This is a genomic window from Phyllobacterium sp. LjRoot231 (genome assembly GCF_964253365.1).
GTDB lineage: Bacteria > Pseudomonadota > Alphaproteobacteria > Rhizobiales > Rhizobiaceae > Phyllobacterium.
In genome coordinates this window covers 278,093-302,211 of the sequence record NZ_CAXUQT020000005.1, presented here as the reverse complement: position 1 = coordinate 302,211, position 24,119 = coordinate 278,093, and the positions used below count along the sequence as shown (strand labels likewise).

Genomic DNA, 24,119 nt, shown 5'->3' with positions numbered 1-24,119 from the left:
CCGCAAAGTTAAAATGTCCTGTTTCTGCAAAGTAGAAACGTCGCTGTGTCACCTTCTCGCTTGTTGCAACGAGATTTGGGGTGCGGATTTTGGGATTGATTTTAATGAGCGAACGCGAACTGCATCGTATCGAGGTTTTGTCAGAGGTTATTGAGCGGCGTCGGACGATTGCGTCAGCGGCAATTGTGCTGTCGCTGAGTGTACGTCAGGTGCAACGGATCATGCGGACATTTTGTCTTGAAGGTGCGACGGCACTTCGGCACCGCAGCCGCGGCCGGCGGTCGAACAACCGTATCAACGACGGCGTGCGTGAGCTCGCGCTGCAGCTGGTCCGGGAGCGCTATGCGGACTTTGGTCCGACGCTGGCCGCCGAGAAGCTTGGTGAGCATGGATTTTCGGTTTCGCGCGAGACGCTGCGCCAGTGGATGGCGGATGATGGCTTATGGCTGTCGCGCAAGCAGCGCCGGACGTTTCGCCAGCCGCGGCTACGGCGCGAATATTACGGTGAGCTGATCCAGATTGACGGCAGCGATCATCGCTGGTTTGAGGATCGCGGCGATGCGTGCACGCTGCTTGTGTTCATCGACGATGCAACCGGGAAGCTGATGCAGCTTTTGTTTGTCCGCTCGGAGAGCGCCTTCAGCTATTTTGCGGCGCTGGAGCTTTACCTGAAGACCCATGGCCGTCCGGTTGCATTCTACTCCGACAAGCACTCGGTGTTCCGGGTTACCAAGCAGGACGCCAAGGGCGGCCAGGGCATGACCCAGTTCGGCCGGGCGCTCTCGGAACTCAGCATTGAGATACTTTGCGCCAATTCGAGCCAGGCGAAAGGCCGGGTCGAACGGGTCAATCGCACCTTGCAGGACCGTCTGGTCAAGGAACTGCGGCTGGCAGGCATCGGCGATATGACTGCCGGCAACGCGTTTCTGCACGGCTTCACGGAGCGGTTCAATGCGCGATTTGCGGTTTCTCCGATCAAGCCGAACAATCTGCACCGGCCGCTCAATGTCGTTCCGGACAGAATGCGCGACATTCTGTGCAAGCGGGAACAGCGTTACGTCGGGGAGCAGCTGGCGTTTTCCTATGAGCGCAAGCGCATCATGCTGGAGGAGAACGAGATCAGTCGGGGTCTGGTCGGCAAATATATCGACACTTACGCCTTTGCCGACGGCCGTCTCGAGATGCGCTGGAAAGGCATAACCCTGCCCTACAGGATGTTCGACAAGGATCAGCGTGTCACCCATGCAGCGGTGACCGAGAACAAACGGCTGGGCGATGTGCTGTCGTTTATCAAGGCTCAGCAGGATCCATTGCCGGCACCGAAGGTGAAGACCAACAGCGAGGGCATTGCTTATCAAAAACGCGGCCGCAAACCACCCGGACAAAAGGGCCGGGTTGATCAGATGATTGAGCGCCGAGCCTGTGAACAGGTGGCAAGTGCTCCCTCTATTGTCGCCGGTCCGGGCTGCGATATTGAGGTCTCCGCCCTGCCCGGCAACACGCCTCGGCGCATGTCAGGATGACATTTCTACTTTGCAGAACATGCGACATTTCTACTTGGTTGCAACATTGTGTGTAGCGCGGGGTGGGTTCTATTTCGAAGCGCGACACGTCAAAGATATCAACGTGTTAGCTTTGGAGAAGAATGCATGCCTCGCCTCTACGTGCAGCTCGATCTGGATGAGCGTCGCAAACTGTATCGGTATCGAGAAAAGAAACTGTCCGTGGATGAAATCGCCAGCCTGCTTGGCCGGTATCGTTCGACGAATTATCGTGAACTGAAACGCAACCATTTCCACGACATGCAATTCAAACAGTACAGCGGCTATTACCCGCTGACGGCTAACGACTTGTGTTTGCGCCGCCGTCATGTCCGGCGCAAGCTTGTCCGTTATCCAGGCTTGCGCGCTATGGTGATCGATCGTCTGCGCAATAGCTGGTCACCCGAACAGATCGCCGGACGATTGAAGACCGATGGCGTCAGTCCTGTTCGTATCTGCACGGAAACCATCTATCGGTTCGCTTACAGCCAGCATGGCCGCGAGCTGATGCTGTACCGGTATTTGCCCTCCCGCCGATCAAGCTCACACGGTCACGGTGCGCACATCAGCCAGCCTCGGTTCGCGCTTGCTCAGCAGGCCGCTTTGCCGATCGTCGCCACATCTCGTAGGCCAGCGGCCACAGTGCCAGGATCGTGGCTCCGCCCCCGACATAAAATAGGACCAGCCCGAGCGGCACGAAGCGCACAAGGGCCATGACGACCAGCGCCCCGAAGACGACAGTGCTCTGGCGGGGGCTCAGAATGCCGCTGCGGGCGATCCCCAGCGCGAAGCCGAGGATTCCGAGCGCGAAGATGGCCGAGCCCGTCAGCAGGACGGGAAGAAACCACGGATCGACTGCCGCCTGCGCCGCCGCGACTTCGGCCCTGGTCTCGACCGCAGCCAGCACTGTGAACTCCATCCCGGGCGGGATCGCGAAAAGCGTCGAGCCCATGACGACGAATGGCAGCGCCGCAGCACTCCAACGCTCTTCCCCTGCGTCTCGGAGCCGACTGCGGATGGCAAGGAAGGCAAGGGCTATGAATCCGGAGCCTACCCCGACCATCAGATGCGAAAGCCCCCACCGAAACGTGTCTTGAGTTGCGGCCGCCGCGACCGCCGCGGTATCGGTGAGGTTCGGGATGAATGGATGATAGAGGAACCCGGCGGCCAGCATCACAGGTGCGATCGCGATAATGGCAGCCCGGTATCGGGTTCTTGTTGCCTCGGTCATGACTTCCTCCTTTGCTCCGCACAAGAGAACGCAAGAGCGGAGCTGTCATCGCTATGAGCCTAGCCCCGGCTCAGGTGACTGGGACCACGCCGAGCTGCTGCATCATGCCCAGCTCGTCCACATGGCTCCAGCATTCCACGACCTTGCTGTCGGCGATGCGGTCAATGTTTGTTCCCGCCACCCGAACCTCTTTGCCGGTGGGGGGAATACCCTGGAACTCGCCAGTGTGCGTCCCGCGAGCGGTCCAGCGGGTCACCACCCGGTCCCCTTCGGCGATCTGGTCTTCAATTGTCATGTGAAGGTCGGGGAACGTGGCTCGCAGCGCCGCGACGTACTGCTTGGCCCCTCGCCCGCGGATCTGCTGCGATGTCTGATGTATGACCAGGTCGCTGGCGGACAGTTCGTCGGCCACTGCAAGATTTCCCTGGTTGTAGACCTCCTCAACGACACGCCGCACCAGCGTTTTGTTTTGCTCTGACATTGGATTCCTCCTTCGAACCTATACGCATGAGGCTACGACGGCGGAGGGCTATCGCGCTTCGGGGGAAATGCCCAATTTGCGCGGGCAGTGGCATGAGTGATTCCACCCATGCGAAACCTGCTGGTCAGATGAGTTTGTGCTCATAGGCCCAGGCGGTGGCCGCCGCCCGGGACGACAGGTCGAGCTTGGTGAAGATGTTGCTGACGTGCCGCTCGATCGTCCGCTCGCTCAGGAACAGTTCGGCGGCGATGGCCCCGTTGGACTTGCCCGCGGAGACCAGCCGCAGCACCTGCAGTTCGCGCGGGGTTAAGCCATGGCGCTTACCCAACTGGCCGCTGAGTGTGAGCGCGTCGATTCGGGCGAGGTCCGGCGCGGCGCCGAGTTGCTCGAACGTGGCTCTTGCGGCGGCCATCTCCAGTTCGGCACCATCCTCGTCTCCGAGGACACGGCAGGCAAGGCCGACCAGGACGCGGACGCATGCGGTCTCGTAGGGCGCCTCGATCTCCTGCCAGACCTCGAAGGCGCGGCGCAGCGCAACCAGCGCGGCCTCGGCGCCGCCTCCGGCCAGCGCGACAGCGCCGCGGGCCTGCGCCGCCATTGCGTTCAACACGCCTGTGTCGAAGACTGCTGCGATCTCCTCCAGTTCACGGCAGGCACAGTCTGCTTCCTCGATTTCGCCCACGGCCAGCACGATTTCGATATGAGCGGGCATGAGTCGCGCTCGTCGCAGCGGATCTGTGATTGCGCTCATCACGCGGCGGATCGCAGCGGCCGCAGCTTCCTTGCGGCCTTGGGCCAGCCGCAACAAGGCGAGGCCCGGCTGCGGCTCGCGCCCGAATTGGCTGGCGCGCCGATAATCCTCCTCGGCTGCGGCAGGCTCGCCTCTGAGGCGGTGCATCTCCGCCCTCTGATAGAATGCCGGGGCGGGAGGCTGCGGATCGATCCCCTTGAGAAAGCGCTCGCAGGCCCGGCCGGCCTCCACCATCGCATCCCGCCAGGCGCCGCGGAGCTGCATGACCTCGGCACGATGCACCAGGCAGGAGCCGGTGAAAGCCACGATCTGAGGCTGCGCATCGCACCACTGGGCGAGAGCGGATGTCCACTCCCGTGCACGGCTCAATGCATAGACCTCTTGGCAAGCCGCGATGACACTGCAATAGATCAGCCCTGTCATGAGCGGCGAGAGTTCGCCCGCAGTGACTGCGACCATGGCTTCGTCGAGATGAGCGAGTCCTGACTCGATCTGGCCTTTCCTGATGAGCGCGCGCCCCTGCAGATGCAGGGCGGCGGCAACCAGATCCGCCTCTTGGAAACGTTCACCGATCTCTACGGCCGCGGTCGCCGTCCTGAAGGCTGCGTCGCGATCGCCGGCCGCGAGTTGCTGCTCGACGGCCGGCAGCAGGAGGTAGCCTCGCTCGACGCAGTCGGCGGCCTCGTTTTCCAGCAGCCGCTGCGCGCGGGCGAACCATCCGGTCGCAGGCCCCATCTCCCCCCGCCCTGCGAGGCGGAAGCCCAGCCAGAACGCGGCACGCACGGCGCGCATGCACTCTCCAGCATCGAGGTAGGCGTGATGCGACCGATCAAGAGCTCGCAAGCAATCGTTGTCCCGGTTCGTCAGAAAGGCCGACATCGCCAGGCGCTCGAGGTCTTCAGCCTCGAGCCGCATCTCTTGATCGACGCGAGAGAGAGCGGCAAATGCGTCTGCCCAGGCACGCCGGCGATAGCAGTCACGGCCTTGCTCAAGCTCGGCGCGCATGGTGTCGCTCAATGCGTTCGGGTGCCGCTCATCAACGCCTGCGCCGATCGCCGCCATTGTCGTCGACGGTCCGAGCGTCACGCGATAGACCCGCACCGGCCGTTCGATGTTCTTCAGAACTTGTTCCCCGGTGTCCTCGAACGCGATGTCCAGCCGATTTCCGATATGCTCGCGGACTGACGCCGAAACCGAGATGCCACCGGGCATGGCGATGCTTTCGAGCCGCGCCGCGACATTGACGACGTCGCCGTAGATGTCGTTCTCATCCCCGATGATGTCGCCGAGATTGATGCCGATGCGGAATTCGATCCGCCGCTCCTCGGGCACGTCCGCATTGCGCTCGCGCATCTTGCGCTGGATCTCGGCAGCGCAGGCGACGGCGTTCACGACGCTCGCGAATTCCACCAGCATGCCGTCGCCGATGAGCTTGACGATGCGCCCCTGATGCTCGGCGATCTTGGCGTCGACCAATTCCTTGCGATGCGCCTTGAGTGCAACAAGCGTAGCGGCCTCGTCAGCACCCATGAGCCGACTGTAGCCCACCACATCGGCAGCCATTATGGCAGCCAGTCGACGTTGGATGCGTTCCTCAGCCATGACTTCCTCGTAATATACAGCACGCGAGATTTTATTAGGTGGCGGGCGGGGAGTCTATCGCGCCGGATTGCCGAAGGCGATCGATTCCGGGAGTTCGGCACTCACTTCTAGATGACCGCAGCGGGGTGCCGAGACACGACCTTCCCGGTCGCGCAAATGGAGGTCCGGATATGGCGCTCCTTGCTCGTTCCAGTGGCCGACACAGTTGACTGCGAGCGACCCGGGGCACCTTTCAAAACGACGCCCACCAAATTCACCGTTTGTTCTCCCTTAGCGTTGTTTGGCGTACTTTCAACGCGATGCCCTCTAATAGAGCCAGACTGCATGGGCGATGATCTGCGGTGGAAAGCGATGGTTCTTGTAGCTGACGTCGGGCTTACTCATTTCTCAACGAATTAGCCCCGAACCGTTAAGTCAAAAATAACGTGACAGCTCCCGTTGATGAAATCAGCTCTTGCAGCCGTGTTGTACCGCATCAACATTCGCGACTTATCTATGGAAGTCCACAGGCATGGTGGGAGCCTGTGGCTAAACGGACTGCCCACCCAGCAAACGCTCGGGCTCGACTTTGAAGTGTATCGCTTCACGACGGTTGAGCTCCCGAAGAACCGCTGAAAGATTGGCAAGGCGTGGATTGCCTCGCGGCCCGAACATCCGCATCAGGTTCTTCGGATCCATCGCCACAGCTTCGCTGAGCTGATCAAAGCCGACGGTTGCGTTGATGTAATCTCGTATCAGCGCCTTCCCGGAAGCGGCGTCACCAGCCGCGAAGGCCTCGACAGCCTCTCCGAGAAGTGCTGCTCGAAACTCCGGATCGCGCTCAGCCCGCGCCTTAACGGTATCTTTGAAACTGCGAGAAAGTGCCATCGCCTTCACTCCTTTGTCTTCTTGCGCTGCTTGTAGTCGGCCCATCGCTGGTGAGCTCGGGCAATGTCAGTCTGCTGCCGGCTTTTGGTGCCACCGCCGAGCAGGATTATGAGCCTCGTTCCGTCGAAGGCGAGATAAATGCGGATGCCGGGACCCCAATCAATCCGCCATTCCGAGACACCCTCTCCTACCGGTTTCAATCCTGAACGGTTGCCTCCTTCAAGCCGCACCACAGCCGTGGTCACTTTTGCGGCATGCGCGGCCGGGAGTTGGTCGAACCACTCCTCGAAAGGTCGGGCTCCGCGTTCATCTTCATAGACCTCGACCTGAATATTCATATAGTGTCATATACGACACTTTGAAACCTGATGCAATTGGGTGCTCGGTACAAAGCCATAATTTGTGGACAATCGATCCCTTGAAAACAACGATAAGAGCCATTTTCTCGATGTGCCTAAAGATCTGTAATCGCCTAGAGAGAAACTTCAGCGTTTGTCAGGGATACCGAGCACGTTGTTCAGAACGCCTGCGAGTTGCGCATCCGCGGTCTCGTCTTTGGCGAGTTTGGCAAAAACCTCTGCCATCGCTTTGAAAAGGTCGGAGCCGGGATCATCAGGTCCAAGAAATTCAGCTATTTCATTCATCTCAGCCACCCTATGGCTGAGTGGAATGCAGTAGCGCATCAATTCGCCTGAGAACCGGAGCGGTGCCCTTCCGCGCCTTAGTTCAAACAATGTGACAGCACCACTCGACCGTATCGCCAACGCTGTCGATGGCGCGGTAGAGATACATCCACTGGCTGCGGACCTTGATGTAGGTCTCATCCACGTGCCATTTGCTGGTGACGCAACGCTTGTGTCGGTTGAAGTGCTCCAGCAATAACGGCGAATAACGAACGGCCCAGCGGTGGATCGTCGTGTGATCGACCGGAATACCGCGCTCAGCCATCATTTCCTCAAGATCGCGCAGGCTCAGATTGTAGGCAAGATACCAGCGTACGCATAACAAGATGACAGATTGGTCGAACTGGCGGCCCTTGAACATCGAAATCCCCCTAAAATGATCGACGGGTTTATTGCCATGCTGCGGGTAACCAAAAGGTTGCAACAGAACCGCTGATCGCGGTCGACTGAACCCCGACGACGCCTAGATCTCGACCACGTCGCAGGGAATTTGCGTGACAGAGCTGTTACAGCGGCGTATCGTTCACTACTGCCCTAGGGTCAGAACAAGAGACGCTTGGCCTTGGCAACACCGGCGAACGACCGGATTTGATGTGCCGGCTCGATGCCACGCCATGGTTGCCACGAACCGTCCTCACTCACCCTCGCCACGGCAGCGCCGATGCCGCCACGAGCTACTGAGGGAAGCCGCGCCTCTGTCGGCCCTCTAAGCCGGATGAGCTGCGCGCCGAACGAGGGGATCGGACGGTACGTCCCAAGACCATCCGCAGCAGAACAATCGGCAATGGAAGCGCCCATGGAAAGCCTCAATCTCAAGACTTTGGAGTCCGGTATGAAGATCGTCGATGCCGTCGCGGTCGACGCGTTAGTGAGCGGGTTGCGCGGCAAGGTGCTCGATCAGGGCACATCCGCCTACGACGAAGCGAGAACCATCTGGAACGCGATGGTCGATCGGCATCCGGGCCTCATCGTACGGTGCGCCGGAGCGGCGGACGTGATCAGCGCCGTTCGATTTGCTCGTACCCATGGATTGCTGGTCGCGGTGCGCGGCGGCGGACACAATATTGCCGGTAACGCGGTCTGCGACGACGGCCTGCTGATCGATCTCTCGCAGATGAAGTCGGTGCGGGTCGATCCGGCATCGCAGCGTGCCTGGGTCGAACCCGGCGTGACATTGGCGGAGCTGGACAAAGAGACGCAAGGTTTTGGGCTCGCTGTTCCGACCGGCATCAATTCGACCACCGGCGTGGCCGGAATGACGCTTGGTGGTGGCTTCGGCTGGATCACCCGCAAATTCGGCCTGACCGTTGACAATCTTCTCGCAGCCGATGTGGTGACGGCCGATGGCAATCTGGTGCGGGCTAGTGCCGCGGAGAACCAGGACCTGTTTTGGGCCCTGCGCGGTGGTGGGGGCAATTTCGGTGTCATCACGGCGTTTGAGTTCCAGCTTCACGCGCTCGGGCCGCAGGTGCTGGCCGGACTGGTCATTCATCCCTTCGATGATGCCGCCAAGCTCCTCAATGAATATCGCCGTATCGTTGAAACGGCGCCGGATGAACTGACATGCTGGGTGGTCATGCGCCGGGCGCCACCGCTACCTTTCCTACCGAGCGAATGGCACGGCCGTGAAATTCTCGTCCTGGCGATGTGCTACAGCGGTGACATCAAGGCGGGCGAACCTGCCACGGCCGAGTTGCGCTCGCTCGGCAGTCCGATCGTCGATGTCGTAGAGCCTCGCCCATTCACGAGCTGGCAAGCGACGTTTGATCCACTGCTCACGCCCGGCGCGCGCAATTACTGGAAGACCCACGACTTCACAGAGCTGTCCGACGGCGCCATCAGCATCCTGACCCAGGCCATCCGGGAACTCCCCGGACCCGAATGCGAGATATTCATCGGTCATGTCGGCGGCGTCGCAGGGCGCGTCGCCGTCGAGGCGACCGCTTTTCCGCAGCGCAACGCGCATTTTGTCATGAATGTGCATGCCCGGTGGCGCGAGCCGTCGATGGATCAAGCCTGCATAAGCTGGGCCAGGAAACTTTTCGACGCTGCCGCGCCGCACGCCGCCGGCACGGCCTACGTCAACTTCATGCCCGCCGATGAGACCGACCGGGTGGCGACGGCCTATGGCGCAAACTATCGCCGATTGGTGGAGGTCAAGCGTCGCTATGATCCAACCAACCTGTTCCGCATGAACCAGAACGTCCGACCAGCGTAAGGTTGCCGTTGATGCCAGGCCGTGATCTGCCCGCCGGAGTGCCGCCTTCAGAGCCGTGACACTGGCCGTTTGCCGTTCGGGCCGCGCGAAGCGCTCTTGCCTGTTGGGGCCTCGCTCCCGGCGATTGGTGGAGGATGGATGTGGACATCGGGACTTGGCTGCGCAGCTTGCAACTCTCGCAGTACGAGCAGGCGTTCCGCGACAACGATATAGGCGCCGACATTCTGCCTGAGCTGACAGCGGAAGACCTGGTCGGCCTCGGCGTGACCTCGATCGGCCACCGCCGCAAGCTCCTGGCGGCAATCGCGGCCTTGCACGGCGAAAACCTGGCACGTGGCGTGACAGCTGAGCCGCAGCCGGTGGCCCTGCCGTCAGCGCAACCGACGCGAGCCGGGGCCGAGCGGCGGCAGCTTACGGTCGTGTTCGTCGACCTGGTCGGCTCGACGGCACTCTCGACCAAACTCGATCCCGAGGACATGAGCAAACTTCTCCGAGCCTACCAGAACGCGGTGACGGGTGGATTCGCTCGCTTCGAAGGCCATGTCGCCAAGTTAATGGGCGACGGGGTGCTCGCCTATTTCGGGTGGCCGACGGCGCACGAGGACGAGGCCGAGCGCGCCGTGCGGGCCAGCCTGGCGGCCGTTGAGGCAGTCGGACGTCTGGCGACCCCGACCGGCGAGCCGCTCGCAGCCCGGGTCGGCATCGCCACAGGCGTGGTCGTCGTGGGCGACCTTGTCGGCGAGGGGGCGGCCCAAGAGGAGGCGGTCGTCGGCGAAACGCCCAATCTTGCCGCCCGGCTGGAGACGCTCGCGCGGCCCAACGAGGTGGTGATCGGCGAGGGTACACGAAAGCTTCTAGGCGCGTTGTTCGAGGTCGAGGATCTCGGGCTCCAGCCGCTCAAGGGACTAACGGTGCCGGCCCGGGCGTTCCGTGTGCTCGGACCCGGCCGCGCAGCGAGCCGCTTCGAGGCACTCCATGTCAGGGAGCTGGCGCCGATCATCGGGCGTGACGCGGAGCTGGCGCTGCTTCTCGAGCGCTGGCGACGGGCCAAGGCCGGGGAGGGTCAGGTGGTGCTGCTTTCCGGCGAGCCCGGAATCGGTAAGTCGCGGATTGTCCTGGCGCTACGCGAGGCGCTCGCCCAGGAACCGGTCGCTGTGCTGAGCCATTTCTGCTCGCCCTACCACATGAACAGCGCGCTCTTTCCAGTGATCGGGCAGCTCGAGAGGGCCGCCGGATTCGCTCGCGAGGACGTGCCGGAGGAGAAGCTCAGCAAGCTGGAAACATTCCTCAACCCTTATGCCGAGCGCCTCGACGAAGACGCGAGGGCGCTCATGGCCGCCCTGTTATCGCTGCCGGTCGAGAGCTACACGGCTCTGGATCTGACGCCCGAGCGCCAGAAGCAGCGCACCTTCGAGGTCCTGCTCCGGCAGTTTGAAGCCCTGTGCAGCCAGCAGCCGGTCCTAGCCGTCTATGAGGATGTGCACTGGATCGACCCTTCGACGATGGAGCTCCTGGATCTTCTGACCGAACGCGTGCAGGGCCTGAGGGCTCTCACGGTGATCACCTTCCGGCCCGAGTTCAGCGCTCCCTGGACCGGCCACGCTCATGTCACCTCCTTTTCGCTCTCCCGGCTCGTCCGTGGCGACGTGGCGATGATCGTCGGCCGCGTCGTCGGCGGAAAGGCGTTGCCAGCGGACGTTCTGGCCCAGATCACCAGCAAGACGGACGGTATCCCGCTATTTGTCGAGGAGCTGACCAGGACGGTTCTCGAATCCGGCCTCTTGCGAGACCTCGGTGACCACCTCGAGCTTATCGGCGTGCCGGCGGCGTTCGCTATTCCCTCGACCTTGCAGGACTCGCTCATGGCCCGGCTGGATCGGCTGGCACCGGCCAAGGAGCTGGCGCAGATCGGCGCCTGCATCGGCCGCGAGTTCGATCACGATCTCCTGGCCGCGGTGTCGCCGCTGCAAGAGCCGACGTTCAGCGAAGCGCTCGTTAGGCTCGTCGGCTCCGATTTGGTTTTCCGGCGCGGCCAGCCGCCCAACGCGACCTACGCCTTCAAGCACGCGCTGATCCAGGACGTCGCCCACGCGACCCTCCTCAAAAGCCGGCGAGTGGAGCTTCATGCGTGTATCGCCGCTGCGCTCGAAGCGCAGTTCCCCGCTGTCGTTGAGCGCCAGCCCGAACTCCTGGCCCGTCATCTCTCGGAGGCCGGGATTCACGACCGGGCCGTAGATTGGTGGCTGCTCGCCGGCCGATTGGCGCGGCAGCGCTCGGCCAACAAGGAAGCGATCGGTCACCTGACGAGAGCGCTCGCCATCCTCGAGAACGCGCCGCCGAGCGAGGCGCGCGAGCGCCAGGAGCTCGAGGTCCAGGTGGCTCTGGGACCGCCGCTGATCGCAACCGAGGGCTTCGGTGCACCCCAAGTCGAGACGGCTTACGCCAGAGCCGAGGAGCTCGCCCGCCGGCAAGGGCACGAGAGCTACCGCGCGCGAGCGCTGCGCGGCTTGTGCCACGTCTATCACGTACGCGGTCATTTGACCCACGCGGGCGAGCTCAGCGCTGAACTGCTCGAGCTGGTCGAACGAGGCGATGACCTCGTGCGCCAGGCTGACGCCCATCATGCGCTGGGATTCAACCTGTTCCACTTGGGCCAGCATGGCCTTGCCCTGACCCACTTGGAGGCGGCACGCGGCAAGATCGAGCGTGCCGGTGATCCCGCCAACGCGTTCGCGGCTGGCGTCAACATCCACGTCCACGGCCGCGCCTATGCTTCTCATGTCAACTGGCATCTCGGGTTCGCGGATCGTGCACTCCTGGCCATCGGCGAAGCGATTGAGGTGGCCCGACGACTCGACCACCCGTTCAGCCTCGTCGTCGCGCTCGCCTACGCTGCGATGCTGCACCAGTTTCGCCGCGAACCGGCGATGGTGCGCGTGCATGCCGACGCCGCCTACGCAGTCTGTGCCGAGTATGGGTTCATCTATTATCTTGCCTGGGCCACGATCATGGACGGATGGGCGTCCGCCGAAGAGGGCGATCTCGATCGGGGTATCGTGCGCGTGCGCGATGGTCTGCGCGATCTGCGCGCGACCGGCGCCGGACTCAGGCTGCCGCACTATCTTGCGATCCTCGTCGAGCTCTACATCAAAACGCAGCAGCTGGAGGAGGCGGGCACCGCCCTCGCTGAGGCCGACGCCGTCGCTGAGCGCCACGGGGAATCCTGGGCTAACGCGCGGCTCCGTCTCCTCGAGGGCGAGCTATCGCTTGCCACGTACCGACCAGCGGAGGCTTGCTTTCGGCGTGCCGTGGAGATTGCGACGGCGCAAGGGACTCTATCCCTCATGCTCCGGGCGGCCATCCGGCTTGCGCGGCATCTGTGTGCAGAGGGTAAATCCGCGGAAGCGTACGACACCCTCGCTTCTCCTTACGCCTCGATCAGCGAGGGCTTCGATACGCCTGATCTTCTGGAGGGGCGAGCACTGCTCGACGAACTGCGATCGGAATGCCACTCTGACCATCGATGATGCGCCGGGAAAGGCGATCGGGCCGCTACATTGGCGTTTCAGCTAACGAGCTACAGTGGGACGGATCAATGCCCAGACCACGCACAAAGATCAGCCGTTCGATGATAGAAATAGATTGTTGCTGCCCGGAGCTTCAGCAATATCGCGCAATCAGCCAAAGCGGGGATGTCACATTAACGAGAAATACTGCTATCTACTCGTCAAGCGTAAAGTCTCGTGTAACGAAAATCAGAGGGTTAGCGCATTAAGAATCGGCGCGGCGCGATGGAAAAACCTCTGTACTGAGTTAATGTGACATCCCCCCTGGCGGTTCCCATTCTCTCTCGGTAAGAAGGCGGCTACCAATCGCGAGAGGTAAGGTGCACATCGTGCAAGCGCCGATAGATGCCGCCTGACTGATCAAGCAATTGGGCGTGATTTCCCATCTCAACAACCTTGCCCTCCTGGATCACTACAATACGGTCCGCGCGGATGATAGTAGCAAGCCTATATGGCGGATGTCATTCCTTGACGCTGAAACCGATGAAGGGATCTGATGAGATTCAGGCGCGGTCCGGATTCGATTACGCTGCGTCAGCCCCCGCTAACGCTTTAATTCGAGACAGGAAGCACTCATGAAAGTATTGTCGTGAGGCACAACAGGAGTATGACTGCCTTGTCACAAGATCCGAAAGCAAGCCTTCGCACAGCAGCGTTGGACTTCCACCAATTTCCCAAGCCGGGTAAGCTTGAAATCACGCCAAGCAAGCCATTGGCCAACGCGCGCGACCTCGCACTAGCCTATTCGCCTGGATGGCCTGCTGCCGGTTTTTCGGACACGAGGTTAAGCTAATCCCACCTTGGTTTCAAAATCGTTCGGGCTGAGATAGCCCAATGTCGAGTGGCGACGCCTTGGGTTGTAGAAGCGCTCGATGTAATCGAACACGTCCGCCCTTGCATCATTTCTTGTCCGATAAACCTTTCGTGCCGTTCTCTCCGTTTTCAGTGATGAGAAGAAGCTTTCCATCGCTGCGTTGTCCCAGACATTCCCCGATCTGCTCATGGAGCAGGTGATGCCGTGATCGCCCATCAGGCGCTGGAACTGTTCGCTGGTGTATTGGCTGCCCTGATCGGAATGATGCAACAGCGCATCCGGCTTTCCTCTGCGCCATATCGCCATGATGAGGGCATCGGTGACGAGCTGCGCCGTCATGTTCGCATTCATCGACCAGCCGACGACACGGCGTGAGAACAGGTCGATGACGGCGGCAACATAAAGCCAACCCTCGGCCGTCCAGATATAGGTGAAGTCGGCCACCCATTTCTGGTTCGGTCTGTCGGCTTCGAACTGGCGATCCAGGACATTGGGCATGATGATAGATCGGTCGCCAGCATCTTTCGGCAGACCGCGCCGACGCGGCCTCGCTCTGAGCGCATTCTGACGCATCAGCCGCTCTATGCGATGAAGACCGCACGACAACCCTTCAGCCAGCACATCATGCCAGACACGCCGGGCACCATAGGTTCTGTCGCTGGACTTGAAACTCTGCCCAATCTTGTCCAACAGAACCTCGTCGTAGAGGGCATGGTCGCTCGGCGAGCGGTTGAGCCAGGCATGAAAGCCGGAACGGGAAACCCCCAGCGCTTCGCAGAGCCATGCCACCGGCCAGATCGAACGGTGCTTTGCAATGAATGCGAACTTCATATCGCGTCCCTTGCAAAGTAGGCTGCGGTGGGTTCAACCGGTCAACGCAACATGATTGATTTCATGAAGCATCCGGAGGCTCACGATGGCGAGAACAGGTCGACCAGGTTTAACGCAACAACAGAAGAAAGAGCTTTGGCAACGCTGGAAAGATGGCCAGTCTCTCAGTGATATCGGGCGTGCGCTCGGCAAACATGCAGGCTCTGTTCACGGCGTCTTGTCCGCGACAGGTGGAATTCAGCCGACGGATCGTAAACGATCCTCGCGGTCACTTCGTTTATATGAACGCGAAGAGATTTCCAGGGGGCTGGCTGCGGGCATGTCCGTTCGCAGCATAGCTGCAGGGTTACGACGGTCAGCATCCACGGTAAGCCGTGAGATCAACCGTAATGACGGACGAAGGCACTATCGAGCGGTAAGAGCTGACGAACGCGCCTGGCAACGGGCTTGCCGTCCCAAACCCTGCCTGCTGACCCGGAACCAGGCATTGTGTGCTATCGTGGCCGGGAAACTGGCGTGCCAGTGGTCCCCTGAACAGATCGCTGGATGGCTAAAAGTAAAATTCTCCCACTGCGACGAGACGATGCTCGTGTCTCATGAGACGATCTATAAAAGCCTTTTCATTCAGGCTCGCGGTGTCCTGAAGAAAGAACTGCTCGCGCACTTGCGAACGAACCGCATGATGCGACGTAGCAGGAAATCGACGACACAAGGTCAGCCACGCGGTCAGATTATTGACGCCGTTTCGATCCGGGAGCGACCTGCTGACGTTGAAGATCGTGCAGTTCCTGGCCACTGGGAGGGAGACCTTCTTTCTGGAAGTGCCAACAGCCATATTGCGACTCTCGTCGAGCGGAAATCCCGGTACATTGTTCTTGTGCATGTGGCTGGAAAGGCAAACGCGCCTACGGACGCATCGTGCCTGCTCGTATTCCCGGCGTGCGCCAGATGGTCTTCAAAGAACCCGTCGGGCCCGTTGTAGCCTTTGCCGCATGGAATTTTCCTGCCAGCAATACCATTCGGAAAATTTCCGGGGCCCTCGGTGCTGGATGTTCGATCATATTGAAACCCGCTGAGGAGACGCCCGGAACCGCCGTTGCCCTTGCGCGGTGCTTTCAGGATGCAGGTCTGCCTGCGGGCGTTCTCAATATCGTTTTCGGCGTTCCGGCCGAAGTATCGTCCTATTTGGTTGCATCGCCCATTCCGAAGAAAGTATCGCTTACGGGTTCGACGGCGGTCGGCAAGCTTCTGCAAAAACAGGCGGCAGACACACTGAAGCGCTGCACGATGGAACTTGGCGGGCACGCGCCCGTCATCGTTTATGAAGACGCGGATCTGGAAAAAACGCTCGACACAGTTGTGGCGTTCAAGTTTCGCAATGCGGGCCAGGTTTGTACCTCACCCACGCGCTTCTATGTCCACGATTCCATTTATGAACGCTTCATCGAAGGCTTTGCCGCACGCGCCGGCAAGATCAAAGTGGGCAACGGTCTCGAACAAGGAGTGCAGATGGGCCCAATGATCGCACCACGCCGGCTCGATGCCATGGATGCACTTGTAAATGACGCCCTGTCCGTCGGGGCGAAAGTCGTTACCGGTGGTGAGCGCCTTGGAAATGAAGGTTACTTCTACGCGCCCACCCTTCTACGAGACGTGCCGGACAATGCGCGGATAATGTCGGAAGAACCATTCGGACCGATAGCGCCGACGACAACCTTCAACAATTTCGATGAAGTCATCGAACGTGCAAATTCGCTTCCCTATGGACTGGCTTCCTTTGTCTTCACCCGTAACGGCAGTCTGGCTCAGAAGACAGAGACTGAACTTGAAGCCGGCCTTGTCGGTGTCAATCACATGATGGTCTCAACACCTGAAACGCCTTTCGGTGGCATCAATGAATCCGGTTATGGTTCGGAAAGCGGAACGGAAGGTCTCGACGCATTTCTGAGAACTAAATTCGTGACCGAGATGTAATCCAGCAGCATGATTTCTGCTACGGTCATGCCGCTGGAATGGTGAACTCCTCCGCTAGTGATGGATCTCAAAGCGCTTTTTCCTCACTTCAATAGCGCCACTGTCATAGGGCGGTCTTCAGTCGACGCAATGCGGAGTCTCTGTATTGCGTCCTACGACAATGTGGCCGCGGATTAGCCTTGCCGATAGGGACCATCATATAATCAGCGAGATTTACGGATGCGGGGGGCGGAATTGGAACTCCGGTGGTCCGATGCCGTACCAGTTATGGGACAAAGATTACCGGCTGCCGTTGGTGACGACACGATCCGATCTCGATGCGGCCCTTACGAAAGTCCCTGAGGCGTTCTTCCAGCGTTCACTGATTGAGGCCCAGGTCGCTCCTGCGACCGTCAAGGATGTTTCTGGCATATTGAGCAGGCTCCTTGATGGCGGCCATTCGGTTATTGCCGGCCGCCTGGCCGGTGCGTTCAGGCCACTTCGCGATCACTTCATTCGTCTAGCGCTTCACCGCGTACAAACCCCTCGAACGCTCAATATGGATGACCATGGCACGTTCCGCTGCGTCAGGATCGCCAGCCTTGATGCAATCGAGAATGGCTGCATGCTCCTGAAGTGTCACGTTTTCCTGACCGGTCCAGATCAGCATTTCAATGTGGTATTCGAACAGCCATTTCAGGAGCGATTCGCTCAAAGCCTCAAGGATGGGATTGCCAGAAATGGACGCAATCTTGCGATGGAATGCGATATCGTCATCAATGAAGAGTTCGGAATTGCCATAGTGGCTTTTCTGACTTGCAAGGATTGCCTCAAGTGCATCGATATCAACTGGCGTCGCCCGTTCGGCCGCGATGCGGACCAAACCGCGTTCGTAAAAAAGCCGAGTACCCTTCAGGTGTTCAAGCGATTCTGGCGATGTCAGCATCAGCATGCGGGCAACAACATCGATCTGCTTGAACATCGTTCGCGCTGTCAGGGCGCTAACCTTGGCGCGCTCTCCGTGCGAAATCGAGATCAGCCCCATATTGTGCAAACTTTGCATAGCTTCGCGGATCGCGGGCCTGCCGACGCCGAACCGTTCCATGAGATCCCGTTCAGAAGGCATCTCGTCGCCAGGACCCACTTCGCCGCTGGCGATGAGGTCGTGCAATCGGTCAAAAACTTCATCCGAGAGCTTTCTTCTGACGATTCGATCATCGAGATTTTTCATGAATCAAAGGACTCCCGAAACCTTCATTTGCAATTATCAGTCTAGTGCCAGACTGCCTTCCACGCAGTCAAACCTTATAGTGCAGGAGTGCCACCGCATAGGGTTTCAATTGAAGCTCAAACTGCCCTTCGCCAACAGGCGGTTCCTCTGTGTGAACCCCGGCCCCAGGGAAACTATCCTCATCGATCGTCGCAATCGTCGGTATGCTCTTTGGTGACCCTGGATCGAGTGTCACAGTAAGGGGGTCTGCGGTAATGTTCGAAAGCAGGACGCTTAAGTGTCCCGCACGGTCGCAGCACGCTAGCGACAATACCTTCGCTTGGTCGTCCGAGCAGCTTGCGATCACGGATTGACCAGCTAGGGTGCACAGCCATCTGACGATATGGAATGCAGGATACCTGTTGTCCGCATCGTCAAGAAGACCGGTGGAGCCCAACAAGCTTGCAGGAACAAACGAGGAAATGTCGTGCTCTGCGACGCGCGCTGCATAGGCGGCGGTAAATGAGGCCGCAAATATCCCACGCTGCCGCGGGTCCATCTTCGCCATCGTCCTCCGTCCATCTGAGTTATCGAACACTCGCGAACCATAGGGGTTCTGTCGCATCGGTATGAATGATGGGCCTAGACGATAAGTGTGATCATTACCCATGATCTGCCTTGCGGAGCGAAAGATGAAAGGCAACGCTTCAAGCGTCTGCATGACGCTGGTGTCGTCGGCGGCATGGACGATAGGATTTGTGCCGTGGGTGACAAAGTCCAGCATCGCCACCGGTGGCCGCTTGCGATTGAGTTCGGTGAAATAGCTCACCATGCCCCCACCAATTGCGAGACCGGGAAAGGCCTCGCGGGCAGATCCGTAGATGTCGGACAGCGGTGGACACTCCGGCCAGGTACTTCCTGGTGGCGTCGACTGACGATCAACGGATGGGCACACAACCATCGCGTCCAACCGAAGTCCGGAACGCTGGATTTTCGTCGCCAGCTCGCGAAACTCATCATTCAAATCACCACGAGCAACGGCGATATATTCAAGCCTGACCGGGCATTTGGTCCGGCTTTGCAATTTGGCATAGCCGTTCAGTTCATCCTGGCTGTGGCCCACTGTTGGGTCGAGATGACAAAGGAGGAAGCCTGGGGCGATTTCTTCCAGTGCTGCGTAATGGTCAAGTGTACCCTGCAATGTTTCGGGCGTGATGAGCAGTCCCGTTTCCGCAAATCTGCGGCCCGTCGGCCTGTTGGAAACGCGCACCCGGACCGCATTAAGGCTGCTGGTACTACGCGTCGCCGACGGCGAAACTTTGAGGTCGAGCTCAACCGCCTGGGTATTGGCAATGCCCGCCGGCATGATGTACGGCCAAGGTAAAGCGAGCGGACGGACGTAGGTTTTATAGGAAGCGTCCGACCAGTTGCGCTGATCCTCCATCTCAAACTCATCGCCAACCAGACGGCAGGTTGCTACTATCCCCTTCGCCGGGCTGTGGGTCAACGAACGGATCGATTTGAACGGTTGCCAGGGATCAATCAGATCCGGAAAAACTGCATCTTCTTTGGTGCCGTCACAATGCCCGACAGTGACCGGTTTTCCGGCGACACCAACAATCGGGTGTAACACACAAAACCCGCAGCGATTGGTCTCGAAGTCACAATCTGGTATTGCGGTTACCGAGAATTTCAGGATCCCGTCAGTGTGACCTCGAATTGCCGCTGTGTAACTCAAACCTTCGCCGCAGCGAGCTGCGTACCGCAACTCGAAATATTCAGGTTGCGTATCGACGGTGAGACCGCTGATTACCGGATCAAATGTACCCCAGTCGCGGTCGCGAACGACGTAGGAGATAGCTCGCACGATCTCGTGTCCTTTGAAGTGGATGGCTCTCAAGTTCCCTTGGGCGAACTCCACCTCCAGTTCCCCGGCCCTCAAGTGCTGCACTTCGGTTACCGGCGCATCCGTTCCAAAAAGTCTGACTGAACGGGATAACCCGGCTATCGTCATACCAAAGCTTTCACATCGACCGGCGTGAGATCTCCGGCGGCCGATTGATAAGCGGCCGCCACCAGAGCCATGGTTTTCAAGTTATCCTGTCCGGACGTCTCCGGTACTCGTCGAGAAGCAAGGCATCCCACCCAGTGCTTTTGGATGCTGTAGACACTTTCCTGAATATTGTGCCACGGCCTGCTGGCCCAATGATGAAGAATGGGAGCGACTGTTTGCTTCTCGGTAACACCGTCGCTGTGTATCGTCAGATGGTAGTCTGCAGACAACCGGATCGTGCCGCGGCTGCCGTCGATCTCCAGCAATGTCTGCGGGAAAAGCTCATCTCCCAATGCAGTGGCATAACTACAGTCACAAATGCTATTCACACCGTTCTCGTGAACCATCAGCATGGTGGCGACGTCCTCGCCCCTGATCCTGGGATTGACCCCTCTTGTCGCCGCTGACAAGTGACCGACGTCTCCAAAGAGGAACCGGGCAATATCGAGAATATGGATGCCGAGATCCTCGATGATGAATCGGTCCGATGTTGCAAGATATGGCTGGCCCGAGAACACGTCATAAGCCGAGCGGAAGGAGACCCTGCCCCAGAACACTTCGCCGATGCGGTCATCGTCAAGGACGGCGCGGACAGCACGGATCGGTGCTTGCCAGCGGAAATTCTCGTGCACCATCAGGAGCACACCGGCGCGCTCACATGCCTCCACCATTGCCCGGCCATCGATCAGGTTTTCGGCGAAGGGTTTCTGGCATATGACCGGAAGGGCGGCACTTGCGGCCAGTTCGACCAGGGGCCTGTGTGTTTTGACAGTCGTTGCTATATCGACGAAGTCGAGGGATTCGCCAGCGATCATTTGTGCCGCATCGGTATAGAGTCGCGAAATCCCAAACTTCTCCCCGGCTTCCTTCAGCCTGGCTTCGTCGCGATCACAGAGAGCCGTGATGGCAACTCCGTCGATTTCCTGCCAGGCATGCAGATGATTGTGGGCAAAGAAACCACAACCAATCATACCCCCTTTCAACATTTTCAACCTCCGATCGCCGCTTGTTGCTGCAGGGCAAGCGTTTGTTGCAATCTTCTCTGGAACTGGTCAACAACAACAGCGGCAATGATCACCAAGCCTTTGATGACAATCTGCCAGAACGAGCTGACACCCATCATCACAAGGCCATCGGAAAGAATTCCGATCACGAATGCGCCGACGATTGTGCCGCCGATCCTGCCGTGACCACCGGACATTGAGGTTCCGCCAAGGACTGCCGCGGCGATCGCGTTAAGTTCAAAGCTTTCGCCTGTTGCTGGGTGGGCGGCCACCAGTTCGGAGGAGATGATCAGACCGACGATTGCGGCACAGAAGCCTGAGAACATGTATACGAACATCTTCACGCGATTGACGCGAACGCCGGACAAGGCAGCCGCCCGTTCGTTACCGCCGACGGCATAAATGAAGCGCCCGAGCGGTGTGCGCGTTGCGATGTAAGCCGCAGCACATCCGACAACGACAAGCAGCCAGATCGATACAGGGATGCGGAGGATCAATCCCGATCCGAGAAAGGGAAATCCAGTCGTTCCGCGCTCGGCATTTCCCACGAGGTTCGGAAAAGTGCGCCCGTCCGATGAAAGGAGGGCAAAACCACGTGCCACATAAAGGGTGCCGAGTGTTGCGATGAATGGTGCGACATTCAACTGGGTTATGAGAAATCCGTTGAGTGCGCCGATCAACACGCCAACGGCCAATGTGATCAGAACGACCTCGATAACATTGAAATAGACAGTATAACCGATCGGACCAAGATTGAGCCCATTCATGATCAGTCCACCTGCAACCATCCCAGACAGACCAACGATCGATCCAACAGAAAGATCAATACCTCCGGTGATGATGACGAATGTCATGCCGATCGCAAGGAAGGCGTTGAGCGCCACGTGTTTCGACATGATCACCATGTTGGCAGTGCTCAGGAAATTCGGCGCAGCAAAGGAGAAGAAGATCAGGACAAGAAACAGGGCGATGAAGGTGCGCATATGCAGGAGCGCCATCACAGCCGAACTTGAATTCAATCCGGGTACCTGCTTGGCGATGGTAGCACTCATGATCGAGCCTCCACTGTTTGATTGTTTACGTCGTGCCCGATACTCGATGCCGCGACCACAGCCTCTTCCGTGGCTTCCTCGCGCTCGAAATCACCGGTGATCCGGCCTTTCGACATGACGACGATGCGGTCCGACAACGCCATGACCTCTTCGAGATCGGAAGTGACGAACAGAATGCCGAGCCCATCCGCTGCAAGCTTGCGCATGGTGCGGAACACCTCCGCCTTGGCGCCAATGTCGATACCCCTGCTCGGTTCGTCCATGAGCAGCACTTTGGGATCGGTCATCAGTGCCTTGCCAATGACCACCTTCTGCTGGTTTCCGCCCGATAGCGACGCCACCTCGTTTTCCGGATTCGCGATCTTGACGGCAAGACTGCGAATATAGCTTGCGACTGCGGAACGTTCTTTCTTGCGATCGATCTGTACGCCTCGCACGTAATTCCAGAGACTTGCCAAGGTCATATTATCGCTGACTGACATGATCTGGATCAAACCCTCGGCCTTGCGGTCCTCGGGTATGAGCGCGAGACCGCCATTCATCCGCTCAAGAATATCTGCCTTTGGCAATGCTTTATTATCGACGGTGACCGTGCCGCTCGCATGCCTGTGACGGCCGATAATGCAGTCGAATAATTCTGTTCGCCCCGCTCCCATCAGGCCATAGATACCGATGATTTCACCCGCCCGTAGCGAAAGCGAGACGTGGTCGACGGTATAACCGCCGCCTTGCCTCGGGAGAGTGACATCCTCTATCCGTAATATCTCATTGCCGTATTTGTGCTCAGCCGTCTTGGCATAGTCTTTGGAAGAAGCTCCGATCATGCTGCGTACGATCCACGGCACATCGACATCCTTCATCGATCTTGAGCCGGTGATGCTCCCGTCCCTGAGGACGGTGATGAAATCGCCGATGCGAACCAGTTCTTCAAGGCGATGCGAAATGTAAACGATGGCGACCCCCTGTGCCTTCAGTTCTGCAATGACGCGGAACAGGATTTCGACCTCCGTGGCGCTCAATGCGGATGTCGGCTCGTCCATGATCAGTATCCTGGCGTCCTGGGACAAAGCCTTGGCGATCTCGACGATCTGCTGCTGGCCGATCCGCAGTTCTCCGACCGGGCGATTAACCGGAATGTCGTGTTCCAGGCGGCGCATTAGTGCGCGGGATTTTTCTTCCTGCGCCTTCCGGTCAATATCCACACGAAAGCGGCATTGCTCGCGTGTGATGAAAATATTCTCCGCTACCGTCATGTTCGGGAAAAGGTTGAGTTCCTGGAACACAATTCCAATTCCGTTTTGAATTGCATCCTGGGTGCTGGTCAGGTGAACCGGTTCGCCATCCAGCAGTATGCTGCCCTCGGTGGGTTGTTCGACCCCGGCAATAATCTTCATCAGCGTAGATTTGCCAGCACCATTTTCGCCAACGAGTACGTTTACAGCGCCCTTGCGAACGTCGAAATCCACAGACTTAAGTGCAACAGTTCCTGGGTAAACCTTGGTTGCACCCCGGACGCTCAATACGACATCGTGATCACTAGGGTTCATTACTGGCCATCCGTGACTGTGAGGTCAGACGGCGTAATCAGGATTTCGGCGCCTGCACTCGGGGTACCGAAAGCGCCAGTCACACTCACCTGCTTTCCGATGAGATTTTCGCGGTCGAGCTTCGATAGCTTGGTGTCGTAGACGTGGTTGTTCAGTGCACGCCCGACATTGGCGTATTCAATCTGATTCTTGAAGGCGCTGAACGGGATGAACGGCAGGACATCACGCAGAGCCGTGCCGCGGACGACCGGACCCAGTTGCACTTTTGCATCGCTTTTGCCGTCCCCATTCGTATCGACTTCGATGTATGCGGCTCTGGATTTGGTATTGGCGTCAACCACCTTGCCATCAAGCTTGACGATAAAGCTATAGGGATTTTGGGCAGGGTTTTCGCTGTAGCCATATTCGGAGCCAGCGCTCTTCGCATCCTTCGCCAATGCCGATTGAACCTCGCCAAACGAATGAGCCTTGTCGCGCATAAATGGCTCGACCTTTGGCGACCATACATCGGTCACGACCTTGTCGGCGTTGAAGTCCGAAGAGTCGAAGAATATTTCGAGTTGGCCGGAAGCCTTCGCGCTGCCCGCTTCATTCTTCTTAAGCTTGCAGCCCGAAATCCCTAGTGCCACACTGGCGACCGAGATGGCGACAAGCACGTTGGTTCTGATTGTCATCAATTTTACCCGCGAGCATCCGGATCAGGGGAAACATGAAA

Annotated in this window: 17 protein-coding genes and 5 pseudogenes; 6 read left to right on the top strand and 16 right to left on the bottom strand. The window is 59.0% G+C overall.

What is annotated here, in order from left to right:
- Positions 1–89: 89 nt before the first annotated feature.
- The gene (locus ACSQ3H_RS32310; RefSeq protein ID WP_436115277.1) at positions 90–1,523 is read left to right on the top strand and encodes an ISNCY family transposase; all 1,434 of its coding nucleotides are present in this window, start codon (positions 90–92) and stop codon (positions 1,521–1,523) included.
- Positions 1,524–1,649: 126 nt separating this feature from the next.
- Positions 1,650–1,778: pseudogene (locus ACSQ3H_RS32305) on the top strand (helix-turn-helix domain-containing protein); the annotation flags it as partial.
- A 328-nt stretch (positions 1,779–2,106) separates the two neighbouring features.
- Here the strand turns inward: ACSQ3H_RS32305 and ACSQ3H_RS32300 are convergent.
- The 9 genes and pseudogenes from ACSQ3H_RS32300 to ACSQ3H_RS32260 form a co-directional block, all read right to left on the bottom strand.
- Entirely contained in the window at positions 2,107–2,772 is a 666-nt protein-coding gene (locus ACSQ3H_RS32300) for a hypothetical protein (protein WP_436120313.1), read from the bottom strand.
- 70 nt (positions 2,773–2,842) lie between these two features.
- Entirely contained in the window at positions 2,843–3,253 is a 411-nt protein-coding gene (locus tag ACSQ3H_RS32295; RefSeq protein WP_436121103.1) for an ester cyclase, read from the bottom strand.
- Between the two features lie 124 nt (positions 3,254–3,377).
- Positions 3,378–5,606, bottom strand: a complete 2,229-nt coding sequence (locus ACSQ3H_RS32290) for a LuxR C-terminal-related transcriptional regulator (RefSeq protein WP_436121102.1) — start codon at positions 5,604–5,606, stop codon at positions 3,378–3,380.
- A gap of 309 nt (positions 5,607–5,915) precedes the next feature.
- Positions 5,916–5,990, bottom strand: a pseudogene (locus ACSQ3H_RS32285) (IS6 family transposase); the annotation flags it as partial.
- A 144-nt stretch (positions 5,991–6,134) separates the two neighbouring features.
- Entirely contained in the window at positions 6,135–6,473 is a 339-nt protein-coding gene (locus ACSQ3H_RS32280) for a DNA-binding protein (RefSeq protein WP_436121101.1), read from the bottom strand.
- A gap of 5 nt (positions 6,474–6,478) precedes the next feature.
- Positions 6,479–6,811, bottom strand: coding sequence for a type II toxin-antitoxin system RelE/ParE family toxin (locus ACSQ3H_RS32275; protein ID WP_436121100.1), 333 nt, complete (start codon positions 6,809–6,811; stop codon positions 6,479–6,481).
- Between the two features lie 147 nt (positions 6,812–6,958).
- The gene (locus ACSQ3H_RS32270) at positions 6,959–7,117 is read right to left on the bottom strand and encodes a hypothetical protein (RefSeq protein ID WP_436121099.1); all 159 of its coding nucleotides are present in this window, start codon (positions 7,115–7,117) and stop codon (positions 6,959–6,961) included.
- A 100-nt stretch (positions 7,118–7,217) separates the two neighbouring features.
- A pseudogene (locus ACSQ3H_RS32265) lies at positions 7,218–7,517 on the bottom strand (IS6 family transposase); the annotation flags it as partial.
- Between the two features lie 179 nt (positions 7,518–7,696).
- Complete coding sequence (locus ACSQ3H_RS32260; RefSeq protein WP_436121098.1) at positions 7,697–7,954, bottom strand: hypothetical protein; 258 nt, start codon at positions 7,952–7,954, stop codon at positions 7,697–7,699.
- Here ACSQ3H_RS32260 and ACSQ3H_RS32255 point away from each other — a divergent pair.
- Together ACSQ3H_RS32255 and ACSQ3H_RS32250 are read left to right on the top strand one after the other, a co-directional pair.
- Positions 7,953–9,374, top strand: coding sequence for an FAD-binding oxidoreductase (locus ACSQ3H_RS32255; RefSeq protein ID WP_436121097.1), 1,422 nt, complete (start codon positions 7,953–7,955; stop codon positions 9,372–9,374). The two genes, ACSQ3H_RS32260 and ACSQ3H_RS32255, sit on opposite strands and share 2 nt — an antisense overlap.
- Positions 9,375–9,514: 140 nt before the next feature.
- The gene (locus ACSQ3H_RS32250) at positions 9,515–12,901 is read left to right on the top strand and encodes an AAA family ATPase (protein ID WP_436121096.1); all 3,387 of its coding nucleotides are present in this window, start codon (positions 9,515–9,517) and stop codon (positions 12,899–12,901) included.
- 823 nt (positions 12,902–13,724) lie between these two features.
- Here ACSQ3H_RS32250 and ACSQ3H_RS32245 read toward each other — a convergent pair.
- Positions 13,725–14,612: pseudogene (locus ACSQ3H_RS32245) on the bottom strand (IS3 family transposase); the annotation flags it as partial.
- A gap of 58 nt (positions 14,613–14,670) precedes the next feature.
- Between ACSQ3H_RS32245 and ACSQ3H_RS32240 the strand changes: the two are divergent.
- Both ACSQ3H_RS32240 and ACSQ3H_RS32235 read left to right on the top strand, forming a co-directional pair.
- Positions 14,671–15,480, top strand: a pseudogene (locus ACSQ3H_RS32240) (IS30 family transposase); the annotation flags it as partial.
- 23 nt (positions 15,481–15,503) lie between these two features.
- Positions 15,504–16,559, top strand: a complete 1,056-nt coding sequence (locus ACSQ3H_RS32235) for an NAD-dependent succinate-semialdehyde dehydrogenase (RefSeq protein WP_436121095.1) — start codon at positions 15,504–15,506, stop codon at positions 16,557–16,559.
- 499 nt (positions 16,560–17,058) lie between these two features.
- On the opposite strand, the gene ACSQ3H_RS32230 is transcribed toward ACSQ3H_RS32235, so the two are convergent.
- The 6 genes from ACSQ3H_RS32230 to ACSQ3H_RS32205 all read right to left on the bottom strand — a co-directional run bounded on the left by ACSQ3H_RS32230 (position 17,059) and on the right by ACSQ3H_RS32205 (position 24,078).
- The gene (locus ACSQ3H_RS32230) at positions 17,059–17,769 is read right to left on the bottom strand and encodes a transcriptional regulator NanR (protein WP_436121094.1); all 711 of its coding nucleotides are present in this window, start codon (positions 17,767–17,769) and stop codon (positions 17,059–17,061) included.
- A 67-nt stretch (positions 17,770–17,836) separates the two neighbouring features.
- Entirely contained in the window at positions 17,837–19,762 is a 1,926-nt protein-coding gene (gene apnL / locus ACSQ3H_RS32225) for a D-apionate lactonase (protein WP_436121093.1), read from the bottom strand.
- The gene (locus ACSQ3H_RS32220) at positions 19,759–20,793 is read right to left on the bottom strand and encodes a Gfo/Idh/MocA family protein (RefSeq protein ID WP_436121092.1); all 1,035 of its coding nucleotides are present in this window, start codon (positions 20,791–20,793) and stop codon (positions 19,759–19,761) included. Before ACSQ3H_RS32220 ends, apnL begins: the two co-directional genes overlap by 4 nt.
- Positions 20,790–21,803, bottom strand: coding sequence for an ABC transporter permease (locus ACSQ3H_RS32215; RefSeq protein WP_436121119.1), 1,014 nt, complete (start codon positions 21,801–21,803; stop codon positions 20,790–20,792). Before ACSQ3H_RS32215 ends, ACSQ3H_RS32220 begins: the two co-directional genes overlap by 4 nt.
- A gap of 50 nt (positions 21,804–21,853) precedes the next feature.
- Complete coding sequence (locus ACSQ3H_RS32210) at positions 21,854–23,404, bottom strand: sugar ABC transporter ATP-binding protein (protein ID WP_436121091.1); 1,551 nt, start codon at positions 23,402–23,404, stop codon at positions 21,854–21,856.
- The gene (locus ACSQ3H_RS32205; protein ID WP_436121090.1) at positions 23,404–24,078 is read right to left on the bottom strand and encodes a DUF2291 family protein; all 675 of its coding nucleotides are present in this window, start codon (positions 24,076–24,078) and stop codon (positions 23,404–23,406) included. The genes ACSQ3H_RS32210 and ACSQ3H_RS32205 overlap by 1 nt, the downstream gene beginning before the upstream one ends.
- Positions 24,079–24,119: the final 41 nt, after the last annotated feature.

What these genes read in the sequence shown, in the direction of transcription:
- ACSQ3H_RS32300 (WP_436120313.1), bottom strand. Translation starts at nt 2,772, where the DNA reads ATGACCGAGGCAACAAGAACCCGATACCGGGCTGCCATTATCGCGATC.
- ACSQ3H_RS32295 (WP_436121103.1), bottom strand. Translation starts at nt 3,253, where the DNA reads ATGTCAGAGCAAAACAAAACGCTGGTGCGGCGTGTCGTTGAGGAGGTC.
- ACSQ3H_RS32290 (WP_436121102.1), bottom strand. Translation starts at nt 5,606, where the DNA reads ATGGCTGAGGAACGCATCCAACGTCGACTGGCTGCCATAATGGCTGCC.
- ACSQ3H_RS32280 (WP_436121101.1), bottom strand. Translation starts at nt 6,473, where the DNA reads ATGGCACTTTCTCGCAGTTTCAAAGATACCGTTAAGGCGCGGGCTGAG.
- ACSQ3H_RS32275 (WP_436121100.1), bottom strand. Translation starts at nt 6,811, where the DNA reads ATGAATATTCAGGTCGAGGTCTATGAAGATGAACGCGGAGCCCGACCT.
- ACSQ3H_RS32270 (WP_436121099.1), bottom strand. Translation starts at nt 7,117, where the DNA reads ATGAATGAAATAGCTGAATTTCTTGGACCTGATGATCCCGGCTCCGAC.
- ACSQ3H_RS32255 (WP_436121097.1), top strand. Translation starts at nt 7,953, where the DNA reads ATGGAAAGCCTCAATCTCAAGACTTTGGAGTCCGGTATGAAGATCGTC.
- ACSQ3H_RS32260 (WP_436121098.1), bottom strand. Translation starts at nt 7,954, where the DNA reads ATGGGCGCTTCCATTGCCGATTGTTCTGCTGCGGATGGTCTTGGGACG.
- ACSQ3H_RS32230 (WP_436121094.1), bottom strand. Translation starts at nt 17,769, where the DNA reads ATGAAAAATCTCGATGATCGAATCGTCAGAAGAAAGCTCTCGGATGAA.
- apnL (WP_436121093.1), bottom strand. Translation starts at nt 19,762, where the DNA reads ATGACGATAGCCGGGTTATCCCGTTCAGTCAGACTTTTTGGAACGGAT.
- ACSQ3H_RS32215 (WP_436121119.1), bottom strand. Translation starts at nt 21,803, where the DNA reads ATGGCGCTCCTGCATATGCGCACCTTCATCGCCCTGTTTCTTGTCCTG.
- ACSQ3H_RS32210 (WP_436121091.1), bottom strand. Translation starts at nt 23,404, where the DNA reads ATGAACCCTAGTGATCACGATGTCGTATTGAGCGTCCGGGGTGCAACC.
- ACSQ3H_RS32205 (WP_436121090.1), bottom strand. Translation starts at nt 24,078, where the DNA reads ATGACAATCAGAACCAACGTGCTTGTCGCCATCTCGGTCGCCAGTGTG.